This window comes from Pseudonocardia sp. SID8383 (genome assembly GCF_009864975.1).
Classification (GTDB): Bacteria; Actinomycetota; Actinomycetes; order Mycobacteriales; family Pseudonocardiaceae; genus Pseudonocardia; species Pseudonocardia alni.
Genome location: NZ_WWFY01000779.1, coordinates 1 through 26,925 on the forward strand (window position 1 = coordinate 1; position 26,925 = coordinate 26,925).

General features: G+C 73.0%; 30 protein-coding genes, 2 tRNA genes and 1 pseudogene. 17 read left to right on the forward strand and 16 right to left on the reverse strand.

Going from position 1 to position 26,925, the window contains the following annotated elements; translation table 11 throughout:
* Nucleotides 1–763, forward strand: a 763-nt coding sequence (locus GTW08_RS18790; RefSeq protein ID WP_161152298.1) for a LysR family substrate-binding domain-containing protein, incomplete at its 5' end; no start/stop codon positions are given.
* A gap of 531 nt (nucleotides 764–1,294) precedes the next feature.
* A complete protein-coding gene (locus GTW08_RS31135; RefSeq protein ID WP_073575578.1) occupies nucleotides 1,295–1,582 on the forward strand; it encodes a hypothetical protein in 288 nt (95 codons plus the stop codon).
* Nucleotides 1,583–1,666: 84 nt separating this feature from the next.
* Here GTW08_RS31135 and GTW08_RS18795 read toward each other — a convergent pair whose 3' ends face one another.
* Nucleotides 1,667–3,115: a flavin-containing monooxygenase gene (locus tag GTW08_RS18795; protein WP_073575579.1), complete on the reverse strand. Its 1,449-nt coding sequence runs from the start codon at nucleotides 3,113–3,115 to the stop codon at nucleotides 1,667–1,669.
* Nucleotides 3,116–3,303: 188 nt separating this feature from the next.
* On the opposite strand from GTW08_RS18795, the gene GTW08_RS18800 reads away from it, so the two are divergent.
* Entirely contained in the window at nucleotides 3,304–4,161 is an 858-nt protein-coding gene (locus tag GTW08_RS18800; protein WP_073575580.1) for a universal stress protein, read from the forward strand.
* 4 nt (nucleotides 4,162–4,165) lie between these two features.
* Here GTW08_RS18800 and GTW08_RS18805 read toward each other — a convergent pair whose 3' ends face one another.
* Entirely contained in the window at nucleotides 4,166–4,732 is a 567-nt protein-coding gene (locus tag GTW08_RS18805; RefSeq protein WP_253068450.1) for a DsbA family protein, read from the reverse strand.
* On the opposite strand from GTW08_RS18805, the gene nhaA reads away from it, so the two are divergent.
* Nucleotides 4,733–6,073, forward strand: a complete 1,341-nt coding sequence (nhaA, locus tag GTW08_RS18810) for a Na+/H+ antiporter NhaA (RefSeq protein ID WP_073575581.1) — start codon at nucleotides 4,733–4,735, stop codon at nucleotides 6,071–6,073.
* A 74-nt stretch (nucleotides 6,074–6,147) separates the two neighbouring features.
* Nucleotides 6,148–6,597, forward strand: coding sequence for a hypothetical protein (locus GTW08_RS18815; protein WP_073575582.1), 450 nt, complete (start codon nucleotides 6,148–6,150; stop codon nucleotides 6,595–6,597).
* On the opposite strand, the gene GTW08_RS18820 is transcribed toward GTW08_RS18815, so the two are convergent.
* Nucleotides 6,546–7,610 (reverse strand): substrate-binding domain-containing protein, encoded by a 1,065-nt coding sequence (locus tag GTW08_RS18820; RefSeq protein ID WP_073575600.1) that lies wholly within the window; start codon nucleotides 7,608–7,610, stop codon nucleotides 6,546–6,548. The two genes, GTW08_RS18815 and GTW08_RS18820, sit on opposite strands and share 52 nt — an antisense overlap.
* Nucleotides 7,611–7,758: 148 nt before the next feature.
* Here GTW08_RS18820 and GTW08_RS18825 point away from each other — a divergent pair, with 148 nt between their 5' ends.
* Both GTW08_RS18825 and GTW08_RS18830 read left to right on the forward strand, forming a co-directional pair.
* Entirely contained in the window at nucleotides 7,759–8,451 is a 693-nt protein-coding gene (locus GTW08_RS18825; protein WP_174565870.1) for a hypothetical protein, read from the forward strand.
* A 58-nt stretch (nucleotides 8,452–8,509) separates the two neighbouring features.
* Complete coding sequence (locus GTW08_RS18830) at nucleotides 8,510–8,878, forward strand: DUF4870 domain-containing protein (RefSeq protein ID WP_073575584.1); 369 nt, start codon at nucleotides 8,510–8,512, stop codon at nucleotides 8,876–8,878.
* A gap of 11 nt (nucleotides 8,879–8,889) precedes the next feature.
* Here GTW08_RS18830 and GTW08_RS18835 read toward each other — a convergent pair whose 3' ends face one another.
* Both GTW08_RS18835 and GTW08_RS18840 read right to left on the reverse strand, forming a co-directional pair.
* On the reverse strand, nucleotides 8,890–9,921 hold the full coding sequence (locus tag GTW08_RS18835) for a 2Fe-2S iron-sulfur cluster-binding protein (protein ID WP_073575585.1): 1,032 nt from the start codon (nucleotides 9,919–9,921) through the stop codon (nucleotides 8,890–8,892).
* 4 nt (nucleotides 9,922–9,925) lie between these two features.
* Nucleotides 9,926–11,158, reverse strand: coding sequence for a cytochrome P450 (locus GTW08_RS18840; protein WP_073575586.1), 1,233 nt, complete (start codon nucleotides 11,156–11,158; stop codon nucleotides 9,926–9,928).
* Between the two features lie 142 nt (nucleotides 11,159–11,300).
* Here GTW08_RS18840 and GTW08_RS18845 point away from each other — a divergent pair, with 142 nt between their 5' ends.
* A complete protein-coding gene (locus tag GTW08_RS18845) occupies nucleotides 11,301–12,263 on the forward strand; it encodes an AraC family transcriptional regulator (RefSeq protein ID WP_073575601.1) in 963 nt (320 codons plus the stop codon).
* A 134-nt stretch (nucleotides 12,264–12,397) separates the two neighbouring features.
* On the opposite strand, the gene GTW08_RS18850 is transcribed toward GTW08_RS18845, so the two are convergent.
* Nucleotides 12,398–12,474: transfer RNA gene (locus GTW08_RS18850), tRNA-Pro, on the reverse strand.
* A 162-nt stretch (nucleotides 12,475–12,636) separates the two neighbouring features.
* On the opposite strand from GTW08_RS18850, the gene GTW08_RS18855 reads away from it, so the two are divergent.
* From GTW08_RS18855 to GTW08_RS18865, 3 genes are all read left to right on the forward strand, one after another.
* Entirely contained in the window at nucleotides 12,637–13,335 is a 699-nt protein-coding gene (locus GTW08_RS18855) for a CHRD domain-containing protein (protein WP_073575587.1), read from the forward strand.
* Nucleotides 13,322–13,927, forward strand: a complete 606-nt coding sequence (locus tag GTW08_RS18860; protein ID WP_073575588.1) for a class F sortase — start codon at nucleotides 13,322–13,324, stop codon at nucleotides 13,925–13,927. The genes GTW08_RS18855 and GTW08_RS18860 overlap by 14 nt, the downstream gene beginning before the upstream one ends.
* A 67-nt stretch (nucleotides 13,928–13,994) precedes the next feature.
* Complete coding sequence (locus GTW08_RS18865) at nucleotides 13,995–15,161, forward strand: FtsW/RodA/SpoVE family cell cycle protein (RefSeq protein WP_073575589.1); 1,167 nt, start codon at nucleotides 13,995–13,997, stop codon at nucleotides 15,159–15,161.
* Here the strand turns inward: GTW08_RS18865 and GTW08_RS18870 are convergent.
* Complete coding sequence (locus tag GTW08_RS18870) at nucleotides 15,154–15,822, reverse strand: anti-sigma factor (protein ID WP_304580117.1); 669 nt, start codon at nucleotides 15,820–15,822, stop codon at nucleotides 15,154–15,156. The two genes, GTW08_RS18865 and GTW08_RS18870, sit on opposite strands and share 8 nt — an antisense overlap.
* The gene (locus GTW08_RS18875) at nucleotides 15,819–16,388 is read right to left on the reverse strand and encodes a sigma-70 family RNA polymerase sigma factor (RefSeq protein ID WP_073575590.1); all 570 of its coding nucleotides are present in this window, start codon (nucleotides 16,386–16,388) and stop codon (nucleotides 15,819–15,821) included. Before GTW08_RS18875 ends, GTW08_RS18870 begins: the two co-directional genes overlap by 4 nt.
* A 120-nt stretch (nucleotides 16,389–16,508) precedes the next feature.
* On the opposite strand from GTW08_RS18875, the gene GTW08_RS18880 reads away from it, so the two are divergent.
* Nucleotides 16,509–16,579, forward strand: a tRNA-Gly gene (locus tag GTW08_RS18880).
* A gap of 82 nt (nucleotides 16,580–16,661) precedes the next feature.
* Here GTW08_RS18880 and GTW08_RS18885 read toward each other — a convergent pair.
* From GTW08_RS18885 to GTW08_RS18920, 8 genes are all read right to left on the reverse strand, one after another.
* Entirely contained in the window at nucleotides 16,662–17,828 is a 1,167-nt protein-coding gene (locus GTW08_RS18885) for a tyrosine-type recombinase/integrase (protein ID WP_161152299.1), read from the reverse strand.
* Nucleotides 17,828–18,031: a helix-turn-helix domain-containing protein gene (locus GTW08_RS18890; RefSeq protein ID WP_161152300.1), complete on the reverse strand. Its 204-nt coding sequence runs from the start codon at nucleotides 18,029–18,031 to the stop codon at nucleotides 17,828–17,830. The genes GTW08_RS18885 and GTW08_RS18890 overlap by 1 nt, the downstream gene beginning before the upstream one ends.
* A 12-nt stretch (nucleotides 18,032–18,043) precedes the next feature.
* Nucleotides 18,044–19,714, reverse strand: coding sequence for a helitron helicase-like domain-containing protein (locus GTW08_RS18895; RefSeq protein WP_237453973.1), 1,671 nt, complete (start codon nucleotides 19,712–19,714; stop codon nucleotides 18,044–18,046).
* Nucleotides 19,711–21,282, reverse strand: a complete 1,572-nt coding sequence (locus tag GTW08_RS18900) for an FtsK/SpoIIIE domain-containing protein (RefSeq protein WP_161152308.1) — start codon at nucleotides 21,280–21,282, stop codon at nucleotides 19,711–19,713. Before GTW08_RS18900 ends, GTW08_RS18895 begins: the two co-directional genes overlap by 4 nt.
* A gap of 68 nt (nucleotides 21,283–21,350) precedes the next feature.
* On the reverse strand, nucleotides 21,351–21,518 hold the full coding sequence (locus GTW08_RS18905; protein ID WP_161152301.1) for a hypothetical protein: 168 nt from the start codon (nucleotides 21,516–21,518) through the stop codon (nucleotides 21,351–21,353).
* Nucleotides 21,515–21,874 (reverse strand): WhiB family transcriptional regulator, encoded by a 360-nt coding sequence (locus GTW08_RS18910; RefSeq protein WP_346009935.1) that lies wholly within the window; start codon nucleotides 21,872–21,874, stop codon nucleotides 21,515–21,517. The genes GTW08_RS18905 and GTW08_RS18910 overlap by 4 nt, the downstream gene beginning before the upstream one ends.
* Nucleotides 21,871–22,317, reverse strand: a complete 447-nt coding sequence (locus GTW08_RS18915) for a hypothetical protein (RefSeq protein WP_161152302.1) — start codon at nucleotides 22,315–22,317, stop codon at nucleotides 21,871–21,873. The genes GTW08_RS18910 and GTW08_RS18915 overlap by 4 nt, the downstream gene beginning before the upstream one ends.
* Nucleotides 22,318–22,433: 116 nt before the next feature.
* Nucleotides 22,434–22,859, reverse strand: a complete 426-nt coding sequence (locus GTW08_RS18920; RefSeq protein ID WP_161152303.1) for a plasmid replication, integration and excision activator — start codon at nucleotides 22,857–22,859, stop codon at nucleotides 22,434–22,436.
* Between the two features lie 105 nt (nucleotides 22,860–22,964).
* Here GTW08_RS18920 and GTW08_RS18925 point away from each other — a divergent pair, with 105 nt between their 5' ends.
* The 5 genes and pseudogenes from GTW08_RS18925 to GTW08_RS18945 form a co-directional block, all read left to right on the forward strand.
* A complete protein-coding gene (locus GTW08_RS18925; protein ID WP_161152304.1) occupies nucleotides 22,965–23,750 on the forward strand; it encodes a GntR family transcriptional regulator in 786 nt (261 codons plus the stop codon).
* Nucleotides 23,751–23,758: 8 nt separating this feature from the next.
* Nucleotides 23,759–24,280 carry a GNAT family N-acetyltransferase gene (locus GTW08_RS18930; protein WP_161152305.1) on the forward strand — a complete coding sequence of 174 codons (522 nt, stop codon included), beginning with the start codon at nucleotides 23,759–23,761 and terminating at the stop codon, nucleotides 24,278–24,280.
* Nucleotides 24,281–24,489: 209 nt separating this feature from the next.
* Nucleotides 24,490–24,750, forward strand: a complete 261-nt coding sequence (locus GTW08_RS18935) for a hypothetical protein (RefSeq protein WP_161152306.1) — start codon at nucleotides 24,490–24,492, stop codon at nucleotides 24,748–24,750.
* 482 nt (nucleotides 24,751–25,232) lie between these two features.
* Complete coding sequence (locus GTW08_RS18940) at nucleotides 25,233–25,961, forward strand: site-specific integrase (RefSeq protein ID WP_073575591.1); 729 nt, start codon at nucleotides 25,233–25,235, stop codon at nucleotides 25,959–25,961.
* Between the two features lie 150 nt (nucleotides 25,962–26,111).
* Nucleotides 26,112–26,925 (forward strand): annotated as a pseudogene (locus tag GTW08_RS18945) (IS256 family transposase); the annotation flags it as partial.

A 26,925-nucleotide genomic window follows, 5' to 3' on the forward strand; every position in this document is an offset into this window, starting at 1 on the left:
CGACCGCCACACCCGCGCCGTCGCCCTCACCCCGGCGGGGGCGGCGTTCCTGCCCCGGGCCCGCCGTGCCCTCGCCGCCGCGGACGAGGCCGTCGAGGCGGCGCGCGAGGCCGCCGCGGGCGGCACCGGCTCGGTCCGCCTCGGGTTCGCCGGACCCAGCTCCAACGCCTGGCTGTACCGGACCGCCCGCCGCTTCCGCGCGCACCGGCCGCAGGCCCGGCTGGTGCTGGTCACCGGCCGGTTCTCCGGCGAGCTGGCCGAGGACCTGCGCACCGACCGGGTCGACGCCGCGCTGATCCGCACCCCGGTCGACGACGACGGCCTCGTCGTCCACGAGATCGACCGGCACCGACTCGTCGCCGCGCTGCCCGAGGAGCACCCGCTCGCCGGGCGGGACACGATCGACCTGGCGGAGCTGGCCCACGACCCGTTCGTCACCTACCCGGTCCGGCGGATGGCGGTCATGCGCACGTCGGTCGACGCGGCCTGCCTGCACGCCGGGTTCCTGCCGCGCATCGAGCAGGAGGCTCCCGAGACGCACACCCTGCTGTCCCTGGTCGGGGCCGGTGTCGGGGTGGGGCTGGCGCTGGACGCGACGGCGGAGCTGCGCACACCGGGGGTGGTGCTGGTGCCGCTGACCGACCCGCCGGAGGTGCCGCTGGCGCTGGCGTGGAAGGCCGGTGCGGTGAACCCGGTGCTGGCGGGGCTGCTGGAGGCGGCCGGTGTGGGTGGGGCGGTCGTGCGGGGGGTCGGGTCGGTCTGACCCCTGCCCTCCCGCCCCACCCGCTCAGCCGGTGGCCCCGGCCCGGTGCGGTGTCCGCACGGTCAGCCCGGTCACCCGGGCCGGCTCGCCCACCTTCACCGGAATCCCCTCCTGTCGGGCCGCCACGTCGTGGCGGCATGATGGACGGTGTCGTCTCACGTCGCGTCAGGTGCAAGCCCGGACACCACGGTCCCGCCGCGACACGCCGGGGCCCGCGACACGCCGGTCACGGATTCACCCCCGCGGGTGGTCGGCCCCCGCCCACGGTCCGGTCGGTCGATCACCCTTCGCATCGGCCGCCCCGGACGTGGGGACGGAGGGTGTCCGGCGTCCTGGGAGAACCGGTTCCGTCCGTTTCACACCACACTTTTGGTACCCGTGGTGATCGGATCACTCGTTGGTGTCGCCGCCGTATCCCCGCCGGTGAGCGGCTGCCTACTGTCCGCTTGCCGTGACGCACAGGCGTCCCGGTGGTGCTCACGGGAATCGTGAGACACGTCCGTCCCACCGGACACGATCGGGGAGAAAGACATGCGCAGGAAGCTTGCGGTCACCGGCGTCGCCGTCATCGCCACCATGGTCGCCTTCAGCCCGCTGGCGTCGGCTGCGCCCGCGCCGAAGGACGACGACGGTGACTCCTTCGTCCAGGACGTCGGCAACACCCGGGGCGACCAGTTCGGCCTGGTGAACCTCGACGACGTCAACGTCCTCAACAACGCCAATGTCTGCCCGGGCGTCAACGCGGCTCTCGGCAACGTCCTCGGGATCCTCGGCGGCGGGGCGGCGCAGAACCGCGACAACCCGACGTCCTGCGACTGATTCCCGACGACGGCCTCCGCCCCCTGCCTCCCGCCGCCACGGGACGCAGGGGGCGGTTCCATCCTGCCCGGCGCCGGCCGGGACTCAGTGGAAGACGTAGTCCGACGGCTCGACGCGCCGGGTGCGCTCGTCGTACTCGCGCATGTAGCCGGGCCAGTTGGTGACGATGCGCCCGGTGTCGTCGCGGTACCAGGAGTCGCAGCGGGTCCACGCGGTGCCGGGGAAGCGGGCCTGGACCTCCTCGTCGTAGGCCTGCTCGACCTCGGGTCGGACCTCCACGCCGGACGCGCCGCGGCGGGCGGCCTCCTGCAGGGCCTCGCGGACGTAGCGGACCTGGTGCTCCAGGTACCGGACGATCGAGCCGCCGGAGGTGTTGGTGTTCGGGCCGTAGAGCACGAACAGCGACGGGAACCCGGGGACGGTCATGCCGAGGTAGGCGTGCGCGCCGTCGGACCACTCGGTGCGCAGCGACCGTCCCCCCGGGCCGCTGATCTCCATCGGGAACATGAAGTCGGTCGCCGCGAACCCGGTGCCCCAGATGATCGTGTCGACCTCGTGCAGCGTGCCGTCCTCGGTGCGCACCCCGGTGGGCTCGACGGCCGCGATGCGCGACGTCTCGACCTCGACGTTGGGCCGCTGCAGCGCGGGCAGCCAGTGCGAGCTGAACAGGATGCGCTTGCAGCCGAAGGTGTAGTCCGGCCAGACCTTGCGGCGGACCTCGGGGTCGCGCAGCTGGGCCCGCATGAACAGCGTCGCGTAGAGCCGCCCCAGCCGGCCCCAGGTGGCGGGGTGGCGGATCATCAGCGTCAGTGCCTCGCAGTACTCGGTGATGAACCGGCGTCGCGCGGCCTGCAGGCCGGGCACCCGCGCGATCGCGGCCCGCCACCACGCCGGGAACCTCCGGTTCCGTCGCGGCAGGAACCAGTTCCCGGACCGCTGGAACACCGTCATGTGCCCCACCTCGGGGGCGATCGCCGGCACGAACTGCACGGCGCTGGCTCCGGTACCGATCACGGCGACGCGACGGCCGCGCAGGTCGTGGTCGTGGTCCCAGCGCGCGGAGTGGAACATCGTCCCGGCGAACGAGTCGACGCCGGGCAGGTCGGGGGACACCGGCCGGTTCAGCTGCCCGGTCGCGACGATCAGCACGTCGGGGGTCCAGGTGCGGCCGTCGTCGGCGGTGACCGTCCACGGTCCGTCGGCCTCGTCGCGCCTGGCGTCGACGATCCGCACACCGGTCTGCACCAGCTCGTCGACCCCGAACTCGGCGACGACGCCCCGCAGGTAGGCGAGGATCTCGGGCTGCGGTGAGCAGAGCCGCGACCAGTCGGTGCGCTGCGCGAACGAGTACGAGTACAGATGGCTCGGCACGTCGCAGGCGGCGCCCGGGTAGGTGTTGTGCAGCCAGGTACCGCCGATGCCGTCGGCGGCGTCGACGATCGTGACGTCGCGGATGCCGTGGGCCCGCAGCTCGATCGCGGCGGCGATGCCGCCGAACCCGGCGCCGACCACGAGAACGCTCGGTGCGTGCACGGGACCTCCCTGTCTCCGGAATGCAGCAGCGATCACCGTAGCGAGGCGGCCCGGGGCCCCGGGTGCCCGTCCCGGCCCGTGCGGGCCGTCTCCGACCTCACACGACGGGGCCGTGCGACCCTGCCCGCGACGGAGCACAGTGGAGGGCGAACGGCCGACACCGGGCCGGCCGGGAACGGAGCACAGTGATGAGCACCGTCGTCGTCGGCGTGGACGGATCGGACGCGGCCCTGGACGCCGTCGCGTGGGCGGCCCGCGAGGCCGCCGCCCGGCACGCCGACCTGCTGCTCGTGCAGGCCTTCGACGTGGCCGGGCTGTACGCGGACGCCGCCGTCGCACCCCTGCTCGACGACGTCGAGGAGTCGATCCGCGAGGAGTCCCGTGCGACCCTCGACGCGGCCCGGCACGCCGCCGCGCAGGCCGCACCCGAGGTCGCGGTCGACCTCGCGGAGGACCGGCGGGCGCCGTCGACGGCACTGGTCGAGCGGTCCGCCACGGCGGAGCTGCTGGTACTCGGGTCCGCCGGGCGCGGGGCGATGGGCACCGCGCTGGGGTCGGTGACCCTCGCCGTGGCCTCGCACGCGGGCTGTCCGGTCGTCGTCGTCCGCGGCACGTCGTCCGACGGGCCGGTCCTGGTCGGGATCGACGGTGGCCCGCTGTCCGACGTCGCGCTGGAGCACGCCTTCGCCGCGGCCGCCGAGCACGGCACCGGGCTGGTCGTCCTGCACGCCTGGCACGACGGCCGGTCCCCGGCCCTGCGTGCGACCGGTGCGTTCGACCGGCTGCGCGAGGCCGAGGAGCGGGCGCTGGCCGAGCGGCTCGCCGGCTGGTCGGAGCGCTATCCCGACGTCGCCGTCGAGCGGGTGATCGAGCGCGCCGAGCCGGGACGGGTGCTGGCCCAGCGCAGCGGGGCGGCGCGGCTGGTCGTCGTCGCCACCCGGGGGCGGGGCGGGTTCACCGGGCTGCTGCTCGGCTCGACCGGGCTCGCGCTGGTCCAGCGCGCGAACTGCCCGGTGATGCTGGTCGGGCCCGCCGCGACGGCCTGAGCGGCTACGACCGGAGCGCGGGGTCCAGCGCGGCGGTGAGCGCGGCGACCGTGACGTCGCCGCGGTACTGCTCGCCGTTGACGAACAGGGTCGGCGTGCCGCGCACGCCCGAGCGCACCGCCGCGTTGAACCCGGCCTCCACACGGTCCTCCGCCAGCCGCGTCGCCGGCCAGACGACCCGGTCCGGCCGCACCCCCGCGGCGACGGCGTGCTCCCGCAGGTCGTCCTGGCGCAGCCGCGGCGGACCGGGGGCGAACAGGGTGTCGTGCATCTCCCAGAACCGGCCGTCGAACCCGGCCATCTCCGCGGCGAGGGCGGCTGCGATGGCGTGCGGGTGCACCTCGTGCAGCGGGAAGTGCCGGAACGCGAACCGCAGCCGCCCCTCGAAGCGGTCACGGACCTCCTCCAGCACCGGTGCGGCGTCGCGGCAGTAGGGGCACTCGAAGTCGCCGTACTCCACCAGCGTCAGCTCGGCCTCGGGCGGGCCCAGGACGTGGTCGTACGGTCCGACGGGTGGGTCCAGACTGATGGCGGCCTCCTCGTCGTGACCCGCGCAGGGCAGGATCAGCACATGGCGGTGGTGACCCTAGCCGAGCGCGGCGATCTCTCCGATGCCGCGAGGCGCTTCCTCGGGACCGAGTCCGGATCGGCGGTCCTGCTGGTCGGGGCGGCCGTCGTCGCGCTGCTGTGGGCCAACCTCGGCGGCGGGTACGAGACGTTCTGGCACACCCCGCTGGCCGTGTCGTTCGGGGAGTCCGCGCTCGACCTGGACCTGCGGCACTGGGTCAACGACGGCCTCATGGTGCTGTTCTTCCTCTCCGTCGGGCTCGAGATCGCCCGCGAGACGACGCTGGGCGAGCTGCGCGGGGTCCGCGCCCTGGCCGCACCGGCCGCGGCCGCGCTCGGTGGACTCGTCGTGCCCGCGCTGTTCTTCCTCGCGCTCAACGCCGGTGGCGAGACGGCGGGTGCCTGGGGGATCGCGATCTCCACCGACACCGCGGTGATGCTGGGTGTGCTCGCGCTGCTCGGGCCGCGCTGCCCCGACCAGCTGCGGGTGTTCCTGCTGGCACTGGCCATCGTCGACGACATCGGCGCGGTGCTGGCCATCGCGCTGTTCTACACCGACGAGGTCGACCTGCTCGCGCTGCTCGTCGCCGTGGTGCTGCTCGCCGGGCTGCTCGCGCTGCGCTGGGTGCGGTTCTGGCGGACGCCGTTCTACGCCGTCGCCGGGATCCTGTGCTGGGTCGCGGTGCTGCGGTCGGGGGTGCACCCCAGCGTCGTCGGCGTGGCGCTCGGGCTGCTGGTCAACGCCTACGCGCCGCGTCGCACCGAGATGGTCGAGGCCGTCCGGATCGGGAAGAACTTCCTGCTCGACCCCACCCCGGAGCGGGCCCGCACCGCCCGCGCGGTCGCGGTCGCCGCCGTCTCCCCGAACGAACGGCTCCAGCAGGCCATCCAGCCGTGGAGCAGCTACGTCATCGTGCCGCTGTTCGTGCTCGCCAACGCCGGTGTGGTGCTGTCGTCGGAGACCCTGTCGGCCGCGGCGACGTCGATGCTCACCTGGGGCATCATGCTCGGCCTGGTCGTGGGCAAGCCGATCGGCGTCGCCGCCGCGACCTGGATCGCGCTGCGCACCGGGCTGGGCCGGGTGCCCGACACGCTGCGCTGGGGTCAGCTGATGGGCGGTGCCGCGCTGTCGGGCATCGGGTTCACCGTCGCCCTGTTCGTCACCGAGCTCGCGCTCACCGACGAGCTGCTCGTCGCCGAAGCCAAGATCGGGATCCTGGCCGGGTCGGTGCTGGCCGCGCTGTCGGGCTGGCTGGTGTTCCGGCTGGCCGGGGAGCGGGGCGGGCAGTGCGCGCCGAGCGGGCTGCCGACGCTGCCGCCGCGTCCGTGGCGGCCGGCCGACTGAACTCCGTGGTCCTACGGAGGTCCGCCGGGTCCGCGCGGGCCAGGGTGGCGGGGAACCGAGGAGAGGGGGCTCCCGTGTCCGGCGCACTGCGTGCCATCCCGGTGGGGCTGCTCGCCGGGACCTGCGCGGCCGTCGTCGCCTGGTTCCTGATCGGCGACGTCGGCCCCGCAGCCGACCTCGCCGACGGGATCCGGGCGTACGACCCGCCCGCGCTGCCGTGGCCCGTCGGGGTGCTCGCCGGGGTGGGGCTGGTCTGCTGCGTCGCCGCCGTCGTCCGCCGGTGGGCCGCGGCGTCACCGGTCGTGCTGTGCGTGGTGGCGGGTCTGCTGGTCGGGTGGGCCGGACGCGTCATGACGGCGGCGTCGATCGGCGCGAACATCGGTGGCGGCCTGATGCTGCTGATCGGGCTGCCGCTGTCCGGGATCCTGGTCCTCGCCGCGGTCGTGACCGCGCTCGTCCTCGCCCGGAGGTCTCAGAGGGACGCGAGGATGTCGAAACCCGACCCGTCGGCGACGGCCATGTAGATGCGCTGCTCGGCGCGGCCGTCGCGTACGGTCACGGGTCCGCGCGGGCCGACGTAGTGGCACCGTCCGGCGGCCTCGGACAGTCGGACCGCGTCGGTGGTGCCGACCCGGTTCGCCAGAGCGGCGAGGACCCCGACGCCCTCATAGCAGGACTCGCCGGGCGCGCACGGCAGCGGTGCGCCGGGGCCGAACCGGCGGGCGTAGCGGGCGCCGAAGGCCAGGCTCTCCGCGGTCGGGAGGGCCTCGAAGTAGCCGGCGGCGGTGAACACGTCCTGCGACGCCCCGGCCCCGGCGCAGGCCAGCATGCTCTCGTCCATCAACGGGGAGAACCGGGCGTACCGGCTCTCCAGCCCGCGCCGGGCGAACTCGCGGTGGAACGCGACGGCGTCGGAGCCGACGAGCAGCGTCAGGACCCCGTCGACGTCGAGGTCGGCCAGGTCGTCCAGCACCGCCCGGTGGTCCGAGGTGCCGAGCGGCACGAAACGGGTGTGGTCGAGCGTCGGCCCGCCGGACCCGTCGAGCGCGGCCCGGGTCCGCGCGATCGACCGGTGCGGCCAGCGGTAGTCGTTGCCGATCACCGCCCAGCGCCGGACGCCGATCTCCTGGGCCATCCACCGCAGCGCCGGGGTGAGCTGGATGTCCGGTGTCTCACCGATCGGGACGACACCCGGCGTGGTCTCACCGCCCTCGTAGAGCGCGGTGAACACGTACGGCACCAGTCCGCGCAGCGCCGACGCGAGCCGCACCCGCACCGGGGAGATGTGCCAGCCGACGACGGCGTCGATCGCCCCGGTCCGCGCCGCCTGCGCGACCGCCGTCGCCACCTGCTCCGGCGCCCCGGACCCGTCGAGGATCCGCAGGTGGACGGGGCGGTCGAGGACCCCGCCCACCGCGTTCAGTTCCTCGACGGCCAACCGGGCGCACAGGATGCACGACGGCCCGTAGATGCCGTCGGAGCCGGCCGAGGGCACGACGAGGCCGACGGTGAACGACGGTCTCGCAGTCGACGGCATCGGACGCACCCCCACGGACGCTTCGACGACCGGAACGCCGGCGCGGGGCGGGGTGTTCCCGCCGTCACACCGCGCGGGCCCACGGTCCTTCGGCCCTGAGCGGACCGGCGCCGCCCCACGAGGATCGACGGCGAGGAGGTGGCCGACGATGACGACCCGACGGACGGTCCCGGTGGTGCTGGCGGTCGCGGCGATGATGACGGTGCTCGCCGCACGGATGGCCCGCCGGACCGGGGCGTCCCCGGCCGAGGCGCGCGTGCCGCGGCCCGGCGACACCCTGCTGCCCCGTGCCGATCTGCAGTACGACCGCGCCCGTACCCTCGCCGCGCCGCCCGCCGAGGTGTGGCCGTGGATCGCGCAGCTCGGCCAGGACCGGGCCGGGTTCTACTCGTTCCAGGCCCTGGAGAACCTCGCCGGGTGCCGGATCACCGGCGCCGACCGCGTGCACCCGGAGTGGCAGCACGTCGAGCCGGGGGACCGGTTCCGGCTGCACCCCGACGTCGCGCTGCGGGTGGCCGCCGTCGAGCCCGGCGCCCACCTGGTGGTGACCTCCCGGGGCGGTGACGCACCCGGCCGCACAGACACCGCGATGACCTGGCTGTTCCACCTCGCGCCGGTCGCGCTGCCCGACGGCACGCCGGGCACCCGGCTGCACCTGCGTGAACGCTACGAGACCGGGGGTCTCGTGGAGCGGGCGGCGGCCCGGCTGACCGGCGTGGTCAGCGCGGTCATGACGTGGCGGATGCTCGGACGGCTCGCGGTGCTCGTGACCGGGGCGCCCGCGCACCCGTCCGGGTGGTCGGGGCCCGGCGTGCCGCTCGGCTCCCGCCTGCCGGCCTGATGCCTGGCAGGGTGGTCGGCCCAGAGGCGCTGAGCCGACCGGACCCGAAAGGACCTCGATGTCGCAGCCGTACACCTCCGACTCCAGCCGGATCGCGGCGATCCTCGCGCACCTCTCGGCGCCGATCGCCGCGATCCTCAGCGCCGGGCTGCTGAGCCTGGTCGGCCCGCTGCTGGTCTGGCTGGTGAAGAAGGACGACCCGTTCGCGCGGCGGGCCGCCGCCGGGGCGTTCAACTTCAACCTGTCGTTCTGGGTGCTGTTCATCCTCTGCTGGATCCTGATCTTCACCGTGGTCGGGATCGTGGTGGCGCTGCCGCTGATGCTCGTGCTGTTCGTGGTCTCCGCGTGGTGCCATATCAAGGGCGCGGTGCGGGCGTCGAACGACCGGCCCTACGACTACCCGTTCCAGCTGCGCGTGCTGTCCTGACGGGGTGGCCCTCAGGCGGCGTGGGCGGGAGTGAACGTCTCCCGGTGGATCAGGCGGGGGGCCATGCGGCGACGCTTGAACGCCCTGACCCCGGCCTCGACCATCCCCGGTGGCCCGCAGAGCCAGCCCGACCAGCCCCGGGCCGATCCGACGTCGTCCAGGAACAGGTCGGTCGGGAGTCCGGTGCGGTAGAACGTGCCGTCGGGCGGGCTCTCGTGGGAGAGCACGGGAACGACGTTGACGTTCGGGTGAGTCTCGGACAGACGGGTCAGGAGGTCCAGGTCGTAGAGATCGGCCGCACCGCGGACCCCGTGGTAGAGCAGGATCTCACGGCCCGGTCGACGGGCCAGTGCGGTCCTGACGACGCCCAGCAGGGGGGCCAGCCCCGTGCCGCCCCCGATCAGCACCATCGGCTCGCCGCCGTCGTCGTCCTCCGGGTCGAGGAAGAAGTCGCCCAGGGGCCCCGCGGCCCGGACCCGGTCGCCGACGGCGAGCCCGTCGAAGATCCAGCGTTCGGTGGCCGTCCCCCCGGGGACGAGGCGTACGTGCAGCTCGAGGACCTGGTCGTCGTCGGCGACGTTCGCCAGCGAGTACTGCCGACGAGCACCCGAGCCCGGGACCGTGAGCTCCACGTACTGTCCCGCGTGGAAGGCGAGCGGTTCGGTCAGATCCAGCCGCACCCGGCGGGTGTCCCGCGCCATGTCCTCGATGTCGACGACGACGGCGTCCAGATCACGCAGGGGGTGGGTCCGACGCCCCGCGCTCCCGCCGCCCGGCCCCGACGGTGCGACCTCCGCGTCGGAGCGGAGCCGGGCCTGGCAGGCGAGCGCCAGACCGGCGGCCCGCTCGTCCTCGGTCAACGTGCCGAGCGGCGAGTCCCGGTGGTCGACCTCGCCGCTCAGCACGCGCACCTTGCAGGTGCCGCAGGTGCCCTGGTTGCACGAGTTCGGCATCCACGCCCCGGCGCGGAGGAACGCGTCGAGGACCGACTGGTCCGGCCCGCACGCCACCCTCCGGCCGGAGACGGTCGCGGTGAACGCCATGCGCTCACACCTCCCACACGGTGTGCAGGGTGGTCGGACCACGGAATCCCCATCCCCAGAACTCGACGTCGGAGGACGTGTCGCGTTCCAGGTTCGGGATGGCCTCGAGCAGTTCCTCGAGCGCGATGCGCATGACGTGGTTGGCGTAGTAGATCCCGGCGCAGGCGTGGTTGCCCGCCCCGAAGGCCAGGTGCGGGAGCGGGGGCCGGTCGATGTCGAACCGGGTCGGCGCCGCGTACCGGTCGTCGTCGTGGTTGGCGGAACCGTAGGAGAGGATGACCGGGGTGCCGGCCGGGAGGTCCACGCCCGCGACCGTCACGGGCCGGGTCGAGATGCGTGCGGTGGCCGACCAGATCGGCGACGTCCAGCGCATCCCCTCCGAGACCGCTCGCGGGATCAACGCGGGGTCGTCGACGACCCGCTCCATCTGCTCGGGCTCGCCGAACAGCCCGACGAGGGTGGACGCGATCCCGTGTCCGGGCTCCTGCATCGCGCCGAGCAGGTACACGTAGACGGTCGGATAGATGTACTCGCGGTCGCGGGTGCGCCCGGGGGGCATGCCGTCGTGCAGCCAGTGGGAGATCGCGCTGTCGTCGGGGTGGGTGATCCAGTGGTCGATCAGCGGGTCGACCACGGCCTGGATCTCGGCCTTCGCCCGGTCACCCTCGACGAAGCCCTCGGGGTTGGCGAACTCGCCGCTCTCGGTCATGGCCGCGTTGGTGAACGAGCGGTTGAGCTTCGCGAACCAGTCGCGCAGGACGTCGGACTCCACGTCGTGGAGCCCGAGGAGGTCACCGAGGGACCGCACACTGACCGGTTCGCAGTACTGCGCGACCAGCTCGGCGCGGCCGTCGTTCTCGAAGCTCTCCAGGTAGCGGCGGGCGATGGGACGGACGAGGTCCTCGACGTAGCGGTCGACCTCGACCGGTTGCAACGCGGGCTCGACCATCCCGCGCAGGTCGGCGTGGACGTCCCCGTTGACCCCGATGATCGCCGGGTGGCCGAAGGTGCGCCCGCCCGCCGGGGTGATGACGGCCTCGAAGGCGGCGCTCGTGGCCACCTCGCGGCAGACCTCCTCGGTGGACGCCACGTAGGAGCCCAGTACCGGGACGTAGGCGAGTGGTGCCTCGGCACGCAGACGCTCGTAGGTCGCGTACGGGTTCCGCTCGAGGTCGGACATCGTCACGTCGTCCAGCCACGAGAGGTCCGGGGTGCGGGCGTCGTTCACCGCCGTCATGGGGGTGGCTCCTTCACTGCGTCGGTTCGGGACGGCGAGAAGGTAGGCGGGGTCGTCGGGGGCTGACGACACCGATCGCGCGGTTTCGGTACCGATCGCGCGAGGAGTTCGAGCGTGATCGGTGTCGGATACGATCGAGGGCATGGCCGCACACAGGGGTGCGCCACCTCGGGACTGGGACCAGGTGTCGCAGAGCGTCGCTGACGTGTACTTCCCGCACGAGCTGACGCCCATCGGTCCTGGGAGCAGGCCTCGCCTCACCCTGCAGACACTCGATCTCGGCCCGGTTCTCCTCGGCTACGTCGGCTGGGGCGCCGACATCGCCATCGACTGCGACTATCCCGGGGCGTACGAGGTCAACATCCCGTTGACCGGTCACTTCGTCAGCCAGACCCGTCGCGGATCCTTGACCTCCGTCTCCGGCCAGGCGGCGGTCTTCCGGGCCGACAGCGCGTGCCGGATCACGCACTGGGACGCGACGTGCACCGTGCTGGGGGTCAAGTTCGACCGCACCTGGCTCGACCTCGAGGCGGAACGTGTGCTGGGCAGCGACCCCGTCCGGGTCGCCGGTGTCCTGCCCGACCAGCTCGATCTCGACCGGGGTGGAGGTGAGGACTGGCGGAGGCTGGTGAACAGTCTCGCCAGCCACCTTCGTCGCCCGTCGCTGTTCGCCGGCTCTCCCGTGGTCTCCGAGCAGCTGGCCGGCGCGGTGGCCGCGGGGTTCCTGCTGACGAGCTGCCCCGACCTGGGCACCGGGTCGCCCGCGCGGCCGCGCACCGTGTCCCGGGTCGTGGACGCGGTTCGGGACGACCCGGCCCGGCCCTGGACCGTGGCGGACATGGCGGTCCTCGGGGGCACCACCGTGCGACGACTGCAGGAGGGCTTCCAGGAGTGGATCGGATGCTCCCCGATGGAGCACCTCACGACCGTCCGCCTGCAACGGGCGAAGGCGGACCTGGAGAGCCGGACGTCGCACTCGGTCAGCGATGTCGCGGCGAACTGGGGGTTCTCGAGTCCGAGCCGGTTCGCAGCCGCATTCCGCCGTCGCTACGGCCTGTCGCCCTCGGAGTTCCGTCGGTACCACCGCCACGGCGGCTCCCACTGAGCACGTCGCCGCTGCGGGGGACGGCCGGACCACGGCTCGGTGCGGGCGCCGGCCGGGACCACCGGCCGTTGCCGGACGCTGTCGGATGCCGCTGTCGACCGCTTCCGGACCGCCGCGCACGGTGACGTCTCCGCTGGTCGGGGTGGCGGGATTTGAACCCACGGCCCCTCGCTCCCAAAGCGAGTGCGCTACCAAGCTGCGCCACACCCCGTCGGCCGGAGTCTAGCCGGGGGCGTCACCCCACCGCGCAGCGCTCCACGCGAGGTGGTCGGGCCCGCACGATCGGGTGACACGTGAACGCGGCCACTGCGAGGTCCGTAGAGACGGGCAAGAACGACGAACCTCGTGAACCTCTCGGAAAGGACCCACCCCGATGCGTCGCACCCTGCCCCGTCTCGCCGCCGTCACCGCCGCGACCGCCCTCGGCTTCGCCGCGACCGCGGGCGTCGCCTTCGCCCAGCAGGCGGACGTGCCCGAGCCGGACTCGTTCACCAGCATGTACACCGTGATGGCCACCCCTGACACCATCATCAACAACGACGGCGCGTCGGTCCCCGGCCAGCCGGGTGCCACCGGAGAGTTCAACTTCCGGATCAACTCCGACGACGAGGTCATCTGCTACGACATCACGCTGCGCGGCGTCACCGGCGAGTACCAGAGCCCGGCCGCGACCGCGACGCACATCCACGAGGCGGCCGCCGGCCAGCCCGGCCCGCCGCGGATCTCGTTCCCGAACCCCCAGGGTGACGGCGACGTCCGCACCTCGTCCGGCTGCATGCAGGGCCCCTTCACCACCGGGCTCGAGGGTGACAACGGCCAGGACACCGGCACCGGCTTCTCGCTCAAGCAGATCGAGGCGAACCCGGCCGGGTTCACCGGCGACACGCACACCGCCGAGTTCGCCGCGGGCACCGTCCGTGGGCAGCTGCAAGAGGTCCCGATGGGTGGCGTCGAGACCGGCGCCGGTGGCGCGTCCGACTCCACCGCTCTCTACGCGATCGGCGCCGCCGGCGTCGCCGCGGCCGCCGGTGCGGGCATCGTGATGGTCCGCCGGGGTCGTGCGCAGAGCTGAGACCGCGCGTGACCGGCGCCCGGGAGCCCTGCTGCTGCCGGGCGTCGTCGCGTTGCTCCTTCTCCTCGCAGGCTGCGCCGCGCCGGCCGGACCCGCCGCGCCCGAGCGCCCGGCAGGCCCGGTCACGCAGGAGCCGGTCGTCGCCGAGCCGGGGGAGGCCGCGGTGCCGACCTCGGTGCGGATCCCGGCCATCGGGGTCGACGAGCCGGGTCTGGTGCGTCTCGGCGTCGCCGCGGACAACACCGCCGAGGTCCCGCAGGACTTCGACCGTGTCGGCTGGTTCGACCGCGGCGGCAATCCCGGACCGACTGTCCTGATGGGACACGTCGACTCGCGCAGCGGGCCCGCGGTCTTCTTCGACCTGCGCGACCTCGGACCGGGTGACGTCGTCGAGGTCGGTCGCAGCGACGGCACGACCCTGCGCTACGCGATCGAGCGGACCCAGCAGGTTCCGAAGGACGCGTTCCCGACCTTCGAGGTGTTCGGCGCGGCGTCCCCGGACCTGCTGCGCCTGGTGACCTGCGCGGGCGACTTCGACCGCGGCGAGCGCAGCTACGTCGACAACTTCGTCGTGCACGCCCGCATGCTCTGACCGTTGCCCGACGCGCCGTGCGGTCCGGTTCCGCCCGTTGTGCCCGGTCCGGCGCGACACTGATCGGGTGACGGTGCCGAGACAGCGCGACGCGCGTGCAACGGGCGGGACGCCGCGGCGCCGTCCGGCGTCGCGGCTCGCCCGGCTGCGTTCCGTACCGCCGCTGCACCTCGTGCTCGGCGCGACGGGGGCCCTGCTGGCCGTCGGTGTGGTGATGGTGCTGTCGGCGTCGGCGGGCGGGCGGACCGTCGCCGACGGGATGGTGCTCACCGTCTTCGTCCGCCACCTGATCTTCCTGCTGCTCGGGATCGGCGCGTTCGCACTCGGGATGTGGGTGTCACCGGCCCGGTTGCGACGGTGGACACCGTGGCTGCTGTTCGCCTGTCTCACCGCGCTGGTGCTGGTGCTGGTCCCCGGCATCGGCGAGGTCCGCGGCGGTGCCCGCCGGTGGATCTCGGTCGCCGGGTTCACCGTGCAGCCGGGCGAGGCGGCGAAGGTCGTGCTCCTGCTGTGGGGCGCGCACGTGCTCGCGTTGCGCGGGCGCGCCGTGCGCCACGGCCGCTACGCCGTCCTCCCCCTGGTGCCGGTCGCCCTGCTGGCCGGGGCACTGCTCATGCTGCAACCCGCGCTCAGCACGACGGTGGCGCTCGGAGTCATCGTGCTCTCGCTGCTGTTCTTCGCCGGGGCGCCGCTGGTGCTGCTCGGCGGCCTGTCCGGCGGGGCGCTGCTCGGCGTCGCCGTCCTGGGGCTCACCGCGGACTACCGCCGCGACCGGATCAGTACCTTCCTCGGCGCCGGCGACGAGCTCGGCGCCGGCTACCAGTCCCGCCAGGCGCTGCTGTCCCTCGCCGACGGCGGCGTGCTCGGCACCGGCCTCGGGCAGGGCCGGGCGAAGTGGGACTACCTGCCCAACGCCGCGAACGACTTCATCTTCGCCGTCATCGGCGAGGAGCTCGGGCTGGTCGGCGGGCTCGCCGTGTTGGCGCTGTACCTGCTGCTCGCCTGGGTGGGGCTGCGCGTCGCCGCGCGCACCCGGGACCCGTTCCTGCGGCTGGTGACGGCGGCGACGGTGACCTGGGTCGTCGTGCAGGCCGCGATGAACGTCGGCTACGTCGTCGGCCTGCTGCCGGTGACCGGCCAGCAGCTCCCGCTGGTGTCCGCGGGCGGGACGGCGCTGGTCAGCACCCTGTTCCTGCTCGGGCTGGTCGCCAACGCCGCCCGCCGGGTCAGGTAGCCAGGCTGCCGCGCAGCACCGTGGACCCGGCGACGTCGACGACCCGGAACTCCTCCGCGTCGGCCCGCAGCACCGAGGAGTTGAGGTTGCAGACCATCGGCGCCGCGCCGGTCCCGATGAACTCGCCCGCGCTCACCTCACGCCCGTCCTCGGCCTCGACGACGACGCGGTAGGTCGCACCGGAGCGGAACCCGTCGCCGTCGAGCACGATCTCCACGCCCCAGGTGTGCGGGATCGCGACCGCCGTGGCCTGCACCGTGGGATCCATCGCCTGGACCGCGACCGGCTCGCGGGGAATCCCGTCGTGGTCGCCGACCAGATACCCGGCGACGCCGCCGACGAGCAGCGCGGCCGCGGCCGCCGCCGCGACCGGAGCCCACCGGTTCCGTGTCCGGGCCCCGGCCGATGCCGGGCGCTCGGCCCGCGCCGCCGCCACGATCCGGTCGCCCAGATCCGGCGGGGGAGCGGGAGTGTGGTCGAGCCGGTCGGGGTCGACACGGCCCAGCGCGGGCAGCACACTCGCGACCTCGGCCAGCTCCTCGCGGCACGCCGGGCAGCCCTGCAGATGGGCCTCGAGGGTCGCCAGCTCGTGGCCCTCCAACCGGCCCATCGCGTGGTCGCCCAACGACTCCCGCATCGCCCGGTGCTCGTCCGGAGTCACGGTTCCACCCCCATCTCGTCCATCGCCAGTCGCAACGCCTTCAGCCCGTAGAAGACCCGGCTGCGGATCGTCCCGACGGGCACCCCCGCCTCCGCGGCGATCTCGGCGTGTGGACGCCCCCGCAGGTATGCCTCGACGATCGCCTGCCGGTGCTCCGGACGGAGCCGCCGCAACGCCTCCTCGACCAGCCAACCGTCGACGAGGGCGTCGTCGGCAGGGCCGATGTAGTCGTTCCCGGTCTCGGGCTCGTCGGTGAGCCCGCGGCGCCAGGGCCGCGCCGCGACCCTACGGATCTCGTCGATGACCACGTTGCGGGCGATGGCGAACAGCCACACCCGCAGACTGGCAACCGACGGGTCGTACGAGTCGGCACGACGCCAGGCGCGCAGGAAGACCTCCTGCACGGACTCCTGGGCCGCACCCTCGTCGCCCAGCTGACGCAGGGCATAGCGGTAGAGCTCGGCTCCGTGCGCGGTGTACGCGGCGCGGAGCCCCGGCTCGGAGTCGAGCCCGGGTTCGGCGGGGCGCGCGTCGACGGAGCGCAACCTGCGGTGGGGCGCCTTCATCGGTGTCTGCGAACCTCCTGAACGTCCCTGTCCCAAGTGTGTACGCACCCGGGGGCGGGGGTGTTCACAGGGGCGGAGTGGGATACGCTGCGGGGGTCCTGATCGACGAGATCGGGGCATGCGGGCGTAGCTCAATGGTAGAGCCCCAGTCTTCCAAACTGGCTACGCGGGTTCGATTCCCGTCGCCCGCTCAGGTGGCTCCACCAGCGGAAACGGCGCCCACTCCCGATCTTGGGAGGGGCGCCGTTCGGCGTTCGTGCGATTAACGTGCGATTAGGCACCGAGCGCCCCGCCCTCGTCGTCGGGGTTCTGGTCGCCCTGCGGGTGACGTTCGCGCTCGACCATCGCGGCCATCTGCTCGGCGATCCGGCGGTCTCGGTCGGTGGTGGCGTGCTGGTAGATGAGGGCGGCTCGCATGGAGCCGTGGCCCATCCGGTGCATCAGCTCGCGAGTCGTCGCGCCGGAGTTCGCGGCGAGCTGGTTGCCGGTGTGGCGCAGGTCGTGGAAGTGGAACCCGGCGGGCAGGCCGGCCTTGACGACGGTGGCGGGCCAGTCGGTCGCCCGACCGAAGTTGCCGCGCCGGAGCATGGCGCCTTTCTGCCCGCAGAAGATCAGTCCCTCCGGGCCGGAGCCGGAGTACTCGGCGAGGTGGTCGCGGAGGACCTCGACGAGGAACGGCGGCACGACGACGTTGCGGACCCCGGCGGCGGACTTGGGTGGCCCGGCCTGCAGTCCGCCCCGGCTGAGCTGGGCGAGGCGCCGCCGGACGTGCACGGTGCCTGTGGAGAGATCGACGTCGCAGCGGCGCAGCCCGACCAGCTCACCCCAGCGCAGGCTCGTGAACGCGGCGGCGAGGACCAGGGCGCGGAAGCGGCCCGGCATCCGGTCGGCGAGGTCGAAGACCTGACGGACCGTGGCGGTCGGGCGCTCGGCGGTGCGGTGCTCGCCCGCGCCCTTGATCCGGCAGGGGTTGCGCTTGACCCGGCCGTCGTCGACGGCGGTATTCATGATCGCGCGCACGAGGCGGTACGCCTTCGCCGTACGGTCCTCCGACCGGCCGTTGCCGAGCAGATTCGACCGCCAGGTGCGGACGACCCCGGTGGTCAACTCGGCGAGTTCGATCGAGCCGAGGAACGGATCGACGTGGTGGCGCCAGATGCTCCGGTACTCCTCACGGGTCCGGGCGCTGAGCCGGTGCTCCTCGATCCACTGGGCGCCGTACTGTCCGAACAGGACTTTGCCGAGCGACGGGTCGATCCATTCGCCGCGAAGCATCTCGCCCTCGACGACGATGAGCCACTGGTCGGCGTCGCCCTTGCGCTCGAACGTCTCCGGGGCGCTCCGGCGCTGGCCGGAGGTGGTGAGGTAGCTGGCCTGGTAGCGGCCGGACGGGAGTCGGCGGATCGACCCGAACCGACGATGTCCCTTCTTGTTCGCCATCACGCCACCGCCCGTCGCCGACGGTGCTGGATCGGCTCGACCCGGCAGCCGCAGAGCCAGGCGTCGAGGTCGACCACAGCGAACCGGAGATGGCGACCGACCCGGTGGAACGCGACCCGTCGTTCCGCGACCAGGCGCCGAACGAAGCGCTCCGAGGTGTTCAGGTACTCCGCGGTCTCGACCACGGTGAGGTACTGCTTCATCGGGCGTCCCTCCTACGCGGCGTGATCGACAGTTGCGGAACGGTCGTCGGGTAGTGCGTCGGTGGTCGCGAGGACCGCGGCGTCGTAGTCCGCGCGCCATCGCGAGCGTTGGTTGATCGCGTGGAGGAGCAGCACGGTGCGAGGCGGCACGTCGGTGTCGCCGGGCTTGGTGGTCTGCCACTCGAACGGCCCGTCGTCGACGGCGTAGGCGGGCTTCACCCCGGCCCGGTCGAGCAGTTGCCGAACGAACGCGGTCCGCTCCGCCCGGTGGTCCGAGAGCGACTTGTTGGACCACTTCCGCGAGACCAGCACCCGGCGCCCGGCGATCCCGAGGTGCTCGGGCTTGTGCGCTTTGCCCTTGCAATGCCCGGGTGTCGTGCCGGGCCGGGCGCCCTTGGGCTCGACGCCGTAGAGCAGCCAGATGGGGCAGCGCGGCGAGCACGGGGTGATGGCGAGTTCGGCGGCGAGGCGGCGGGCGTGCTCCCGCTGCCGTGACGTGGCGGTGTCGTCGAGGCCGGCGGCCTGCCCGACGGACTTGGTGAGGTACTTGGTCAGGTAGCCGATGTGGCGGCCGGCCTCCTCGGAACCGCCGAGGATGCCCTTCACGTGGACCTGCGGCCCGAACACCACCGTGTGCGCCGGAGCAGTCAGGACGTCGGGGTCGGTGGCCTCGTCCCAGGTGGGCAGCGGTTCGCGGGTCTGCGGGTCGACGAACGCCTTGTGGTGGTTGTCCCAGCGGGGCAGCCGGTCCCCGCTGTAGACGAGTTCGTCGTGGGCGGGCCACCACACCTGGTGGTAGGTCGCGGCGGTGATCGCGCGCAGCTCGGAGCGGGGGATGGTGCCGCGGATGGCGGCGTGGAAGTGCGGTGCCCCGCGTTTCTGGGGCTCGACGGTGCCGAAGTACTGCACGTCCCAGCCGACGCAGCGGCGGGTGTTCTGCCAGAACCGGTCGAGCAGCTTGGGGAAGTGGATCGCGTCGCGGGCGGCGCGGCGGTAGTCGTAGGAGTCGGGGTCGATGGCGGCGCCGTGCTTGTCCACCCGCCCGTAGGTGTCGAGCGTGAGCGTGAGGAACGTGGAGGGCCGGTACTTGCCGCCGAACACCCGTCCGAGGGTGCGGTCCTCCACCGGGCGGCGGGGCAGGTTCGGTGTGTCCTGCCGTCGCCGGGTCGAGCGGCGCACGGTCTGCGGTGCCGGGTCGAGCGGGGCCAGGCGCCCACGGACCCCGAGGGCGCGTAGTTCGGTGTCGAGTTCGGCGACGGTCTCGCGGATCTCCTTGCACTCCTCCTCGTCGTTCTTGGCGCGGGCGTCGGCGTAGGCGGCGTGCAGGTCCGCCCGGACCGTCATCAGCTCCTTCTGCGCGGTGGTCGGGTCGGCGGGCTTGGCGATGGGTTCGTTCTCGAGGTGCCAGCCCTCGCGGCACTGGACCATGCGCAGGCGTCGGGCCTTCTCCGCGCACGGGCGGCACTGGTCCTCCCGCGTGGAGCTGCACGGGACGGGGACGACGTCGACCCGGCCGCTGCTCTGGTCGATCCGGCGCATCGCGAGCGGGCGGACGCACACGCCGTGGTCCTCGGCGAGCTGGGTCGCGACCTCGGCCGACAGCGCCAGCATGGCCTTCTGGGCGCGGGTCATCGACTCCTGATCCACCGGCGCCGGGGCCGGGCCGGTCTGCTCGGCGTTCATGCGGCACCTCCGGCGGGCAGGGCGGGTGTGCCAGGCCGGAACGGCAGCACCGGCGCCGGCCGTCGAGTCGGGTTCGGGGAGGGTGCGGTCACGAACCGTTCGAGAGCCTTGATCGCCTCGTCCGGCACCCACGCGGCTCGGACGCGCAGGGGTTCGCGGACGCCTTCGCCGAACAGGTAGCCGACGCCGGGTTCGGACTCGCCGATGCGGCTCGCCCACGCACCCCGGTCATACGCCTGGTCCCCGAGCACCATCCCGACGTGGCTCTTGGAGGCCACGCGCAGGCAGATGCGGCGCGGGAACAGCTCCCGCACCGGGACGGTGTCCTTCGTCGGCTCCTGCACGTACCCGCGCACCGTGTAGCCCAGCGCGCGCCCCTGGGTGGTCAGCAGCGCGATGCGCTCGGTGATGGCCTCGCGGGTCTTGCGGTCCCCGACGTAGCGCAGCAGGGCGCCGATCTCGTCGAACTCCACGATCTCCAACGGCGTCTCGCGGGTGATCGGGACCAGGCGGGTGGTTCCGGCGTGGGCGCGTTTGCGGGCTTCCATCTGCTCGACCAGATCGTCGAGCAGCGCGAGGGCGTCGCGGGAGGTGACGGCGTAGCGGTGGAAGACGTCGCGGCCGTAGGCGAGTTCCATGCCCTTCGGGTCGATGCCGTTGACCCGCACCAGGCCGTCCCGGATCGCGGGGGCGATGGAGAGCAGGGGTGCCCACATCAGGGAGCCCTTGCCCGCGCCGGTCGCACCACCGACGAGGGTGTGGCTACCGCGGATCGACTGCCGCCACTCGGTGCCGTACTCGGTCGCGCCGGAGAGCACCCGGTCCAGATCGACGGTGTCCCCGGCGACCGTGGCGAGGGTGTCGAGGGCGGGGGCGTCGATGACGCGGTCGAGCAGGTTGCGGCGCTGGTAGTCGATCGACACCACGTTCGGGCCCAGCTCACGGACCTGGCACCGGTTCACCCCCCGAGCGACGGCCAGCGCGCGGGCGGCGGTGTCGAAGTCCTCCGGGGTCTGCCCCGGCACCAACCGCACCTTGACTTCGTCCCAGGACGGGCCGGAGCGCACCGACAGGATGCGAGGCAGCTGGTCGCGGCGCGGCCGGGACCGGGGCGCGGTCGCAGTCCGTCGCAGCGGGTTGACCTGGATGACCGTCGCCCCGGCCCGGTCGGGGACGGTCAGCCCGCAGGAGCGCAGCCAGCGCGGCATCCGCGGGGCGTAGACGGCCCAGCGCTGCCACCACGACCGGATCCGCCGCCCGGCCCAGCGGTCGAACGGCAGCGGCGCAGCGACCCGCCACAGCCCCAGCGCACCCGCGACGGTGAGCGCGACGAGCAGCAGCGACGGCCAGCCCCACCACCAGCACCACACCGACACCACCGTGACCGTGGAGGTGGTGCGCCAGTGCCGGACCGCCCACACGATCGCGAGGACAAGGCCCTTGATGGCGAGGTAGAGGGCGACGAACACGACGGCGGCGGTGGCGAGGGCTTCCAGGACCCGCGCCAGGTAGTGCCCGACCCGGTAGAGCACGTAGAGCACGGCGGCCAGAGCGGCGCCACCGACCATGCCGATCTGCTCCCCGGACAGCGGCACGTCCGCAGACGGAGTCACGCCGGCGGCGAGAGTGGCGGTGATCATCGACGGTCTCCCTTCCGACGTGTGGTGCGGACGGTGGCGAGCGGGACCAGGACGAGCTGGTCGAGGTGATCGGCGCAGCGACGGCGGCGCGGGTCGGGCCGCTCGTGCAGCGGGACCCGGCAGACCTCGCACCGCGGCGGACGCGACGGCTTCGCGGCGGTCACGCGACGTCACCCCCGGCCGCCGGGACCGCGGTGGCGGGGATCGTGGTGATGGTGAGTCCGGCGCGGTGCAGGGTCCGGCGCTCGGCCGGGGTGATGCCGCCGGTGATCCCGAACCGCCGCGCCGGGTCCTCGGTGGCGAGGACGTCGGCCAGACAGGCCGCGCGGACGGGGCAGCCCCGGCACACCCGACGCGGCGGCTCGACGGAGACGGCGCGGTCGTCGACCGGGAAGAACAGCTCGGTGTCCAACCCGCGGCAGGCAGCGTCCTGGCGCCAGCCTGGTCCGGTGACGGCGACGGTCGGGTCGGTGATCGGGACCAGCCGCAGCACCGGCCGCCCGGACGACACCGCGCTCACCGGGCCACCGCCGTCGAGGAGTCGGGCAGGCCGGGGGCGGCGGGCTCGGTCAGGCCGAGGTCGGCCCAGTTGGACATGGCCCCGGCGACCTCGGAGGTCGGACGCCGGTCGGCGCGGGCCTGCCAGTCGTCGGCGGCGTCGGACCAGAACCGCGCCTGCTGCTCCGCCTCCCCGGCCGCGGTGACCACTGCCGACAGGTAGACGGTGGGCACGGCGTGGTCGGCCACCGCGATGCGGCGCAGCACGGTCCACCAGCGGGCCCGGCGGGTGTGCAGCTCGGCGAGGCGACGGGCCCGGGCGGCGTGCACGAGCGGCCCAGCGCCGTAAGCGGGCACGGGCGTGGTCCAGATCGCGTCGTCGGCGCGGCGGAGGCCGGCCTCGACCAGCCGGACGGCAGGAACCACCGTCGAGACGGCGGGAGCGGGTGCGGGACGGGTGTTCATCTAGGGTCGGTGTCCTTCCGAACTCTGATGCCTGGTCAGGGCGTGGGTGAGGGAGATCCGGAGGGGGAGCCCGTTGCAGCGGGCCCCCCTCCACCTGCACGAGCAGGCGAGAGCGGTCAGGCGGCGTCCTGGTTCTTGCCCGGGCCCGGGCGCTGGTGACCGCCGGGGGCGCGCATCCCGGCCGCGCGGAAGCTGTACGCGACGCGGGGCCGGCCCCCGGCCTCCTGCACGTACGGGGTGACGGTCAGGCCGTCGAACTCCACCGGGCGGAACGGCAGCCCCGCGGCCGCCTCCGGCGGGACCGGCTGATGCGGGGCGGCGATCTTCACCGTCACCGTCTTCTCCGTCCGGCGCGCGGCCGGGTCGGCGTCGAGGACCGACACCGACCACACCGGGAGACCGGACTCCTTGTCGAGCTGCTGCACCGGACGCCCCGGCGTCGACTTGTCGAAGTCGCGCACCGGCTCGACCTCCGACACGACGAACGCGCCGTGCGGGAACACGTCGCCCATCGCGACGGGGAACTTGTTGGTGATCGCCATGACTGGCCTCCTGGTTGTGTGTCGCCTCACTGGCTTGAGCCAGTACAGCAGGCTTGAGCCAGTGGGTCAAGTGGCTGGCTCAGGCCAGTTCGCTATCGTGAAGACATGACGTCTTCGGCACGGGCGCCGCGGGGCGCCAACAGCGACTACCGAGCCATCGCGCACGAGCTGCGCGAGGCGATCACCTCGGGCGAGTACCAGCCCGGCGACAAGCTCCCCTCAGAGCGCATGCTCGCTGAGCAGCACGGAGCCGCCCGCAACACCGTCCGCGAGGCCATCGCCGCCCTGCGCCGCGAGGGCCTGGTCAGCGCTCAGCACGGGCGCGGGGTGTTCGTCCGCAGCAAGCCGCGGTGGATGCGCTTCGGCCGCCGCCGCTACAGCGCCGCGATGCGCTCCACCAACGAGCTCGGCCCGTTCGGCGCCGAGGCCGTCGCCCAGGGTCGGACCCCGCACGTCGACTCCCGTATCACCAGGGTCGAGGCACCCGCGGAGGTCGCCGAGCGGCTCGGGGTCGAGCCTGGGACCCCGGTCGTGCAGCGCGAGAACTGGTACTTCGCTGACGACGAGCCGTTGCAGATCGGCGTCACCTACGCCGCGTGGAGTCTGGTCGAGGGCAACCCGCTCGGCGACTCCGCCGACCTCGGCCCGGAGGGCATCTACGGCCAGTTCGCCGCCCTCGGCCACGTGATCACCCACGTGCGCGAGGAGATCTCGGCGCGGATGCCGACCCGCGAGGAGGCTCGGCGCATGACGATCCCCGACGGCGTCCCGGTGATCGAGCTGTGGCACACCGGGATCGATGCCGACCGGGAACCGTTCGAGGTGACCCGCTTCGTGATGCGCGCCGACTACTCCGCGCTGGACTACGACATGCCGGTCGAGGACCAGTGACCGGGCCGGTGCGCACCGTCCGCGAACGCCAGGACGGCGACCTACCCGCGCTCGCCGGAGTGCTGGAGCGGGTCCACGCCCACGACGGGTACCCGGTGGAGGGCATCGCCGATCCCCGGGCGTGGCTGCTGCATCCGCACGAGATCCGGAGCTGGACCGCCGTCGTCGACGACGTCCCGGTCGGGCAGGTCACGCTCACCGAGGCGCAGCCGGACGACGACGCGGCCCGCGCCTGGATCGAACACACCGGCGGCCACGTCACCGACCTCGCCGTCATGGCCCGGCTGTTCCTGGACCCCGGGCACCGGGGCGCGGGTCTCGCGGGCTTCCTGATCCTCGCCCTGCGCCACCACGCCCAGCTCATCGGCCGGACCGTGGTCTTCGACGTGATGACCAAGGACACCGCGGCCGTCGGGCTCTACGACCGCTCCGGAGCCGAGCGGATCGCCGAGGTCTCCCACCGGTTCGGCGACGGCCTCACCGAACCCGCACTGGTCTACGTCTTCCCGGCTCCGCGGGTCGCAGGCTGACCAGCAGTCCGACCGGACCGAACGACGGCTCACGTCCGCGTGCTGCCGAATCCGCCTCTTGAGGATCAAGGCGCCGCCTCCGGCGGCGCGGGGCCGGCCACGCCGGCCCCGTCGCTCGCTCACTACACCTCCGGCCCGTTCGCGGCGCCGTGGCTCGGCTACCCGGCCCCTCCCCACCGAGCAGCGCTGATCCGCGAGACGATCCGGTCATGGCAGACGCACACGCCCGACGGATCTGGGAGCAGGAGCGACCGACGACCCTCGTCGTTGACGGCGAGCGGTTCACCGTCCGACCACGCCCGACCGAGCCAGGCACCTACCACTTCGCTTGGGAGACCGGGCCGAACCCGGACTACGGCTTCTCCCAGTTCGGATGGCAGGGCAGACCCGCGACGACCGAGGAACTCCACGACGCCATCCGCGACTTCCTCAGCATGGTCGACCCCAACACTGGCTACATCGAGGACTGACCCCCACAGGGCCTCCGGCGGCCGGGCTCCGCCCGAACCCGACACCGCTCGGAGATCAGTTGAGGTGCGGCGGGGTTGGTGATCTCCTCGCGGCGCGCCGAGACGGCAGCCAGACCGGGGAGTGGGGTGCAAGGCGGGACCCCGTGCCCTGCACCCCACTCCCCGGCCTGGCAGGGGTGAACCCGCGCCGCGAGGAGATCACCAGCAGGCCGGGTGCGTGGGGGAGGAGCCGGGGTGCCGGTCGTGCGATTAGCGTGCGATTAGGAGCGGGGAAGCACGGTCACTCACGGTCGGTTCTGCCGGTCCGTCGCCGCTGGTTGAGTGGGTGAGCGGCAGTCTGGCGCGGCCTTCCAAACTGGCTACGCGGGTTCGATTCCCGTCGCCCGCTCCACCACCTGACCAGCGTAAACACTGATCAGCTCTGATCTTGAGACAGATTTCGTGCATCAAACGTGGTGCGAGTCGGTCCTAGCGTTGACTGCATGGCAGGTCGACAGCCCGCGAGCACGGCTCGCGCCCGGGGCAGCATCACCACGCTTCCGCGTGGCACCATCCGCGTCCGGGTCTACGCCGGGATCGACCCGGTGTCCGGGCGCCGGCACTACCTCACCGAGCTGGTCCAGCCCGGGAAGAAGGCGCAGCGCGAGGCCGAGGCCGTTCGGGCCCGGCTGCTCGCCCAGGTCGAGGAGCGCCGCAACCCGCGGACCAACGCCACGGTCGACGAGCTGGTGCGGCGCCACCTCGACCAGTTCGCCAGGGCGCCGAACACCCTGCAGATGTACCGCGGGCACGTGAAGAACCACATCTCCCCGCTGCTCGGGCGGATCAACATCGGCCGCCTGGACCCCGAGATCCTGGATTCCTTCTACGCCGAGCTGCGCCGCTGTCGGATCCACTGCTCCGGACCCGGGCTCGTCGATCATCGGACCCGCCAGGACCACGAGTGCGACGACCGGTGCCGCCCGCACCGGTGCAAGCCGCTCTCGGCGACGACGATCCGGCACATCCACTTCATCCTCTCCGGCGCCTACAAGCGCGCCGTGCGCTGGCGCTGGGTCGCGGTGAACCCGCTCGCGCAGGCCGAGCCGCCGCCGGCCCCGAAGTCGAACCCGCGGCCGCCGAGCGCCGAGCAGGCCGCGCAGCTCCTCAACAAGGCGTGGGACGACCCGGACTGGGGCGCCTTGATCGGGACTGTAAGAACATCGGTGTAACTCCGATCAAGGAGTGTGGACCCGATGACAGACCTGGCAGACGAGCCGGTGGTTGACCTCGACGCGGTAACCGACGGCCCGGCCGAGGGTGCAGGCCCAGCCGGGCTGGACCCTGTCGATGAGCAGCTGATCGCCCAGCTCGCCGGCCGGGCACGGGCGAACGGGCTGGAGCTGACCGGGGAGAATGGTCTGCTCGCGCAGCTGACCAAGCGGGTCCTGGAATCCGCTCTGGAAGGTGAGATCACCGATCACCTCGGCTACCAGTCCCACGACCCGGCCGGCCGTGACGGCGGGAACTCTCGCAACGGTCACCGGTCGAAGACCGTGCTGACCGAGGCCGGGCCGGTCGAGCTCGATGTGCCCCGGGACCGGGACGGCTCGTTCACCCCGAAGATCGTCGCCAAGCGGCAGCGCCGCATGTCCGGGGTCGACGAGCTCGTGCTGTCGCTGTCGGCGAAGGGCCTGACCACCGGGGAGGTCCAGGCTCACCTGGCCGAGGTCTACGGCGCCCAGGTGTCCCGGCAGACGATCTCGACGATCACCGACAAGGTCATCGAGGCGATGGTCGAGTGGCAGAACCGGCCACTCGACCCGGGACGGAGTCCAATGGTCGTCGCGAATCCTCACGACGACCATTGGACTCCGTCCCGGGCGGACTACCCGGTGATCTTCATCGACGCGATCCACGTCAAGATCCGCGACGGGAAGGTCGCGAACCGGCCCATCTATGTCGCGCTCGCGGTGACCTGTGAGGGCCGCCGGGAGATCCTCGGGCTCTGGGCCGGGGACCCCCTGCAGCGGCGGCGAGGGCGCGAAGTACTGGCTGCACGTACTCACCGAGATCCGTAACCGCGGCGTCGGTGACGTGCTCATGGTTGTCTGTGACGGCCTGGCGGGGCTGCCGGATGCGATCGGCGCGGTCTGGCCCGCCACTATCACCCAGACCTGCGTGGTGCACCTGCTG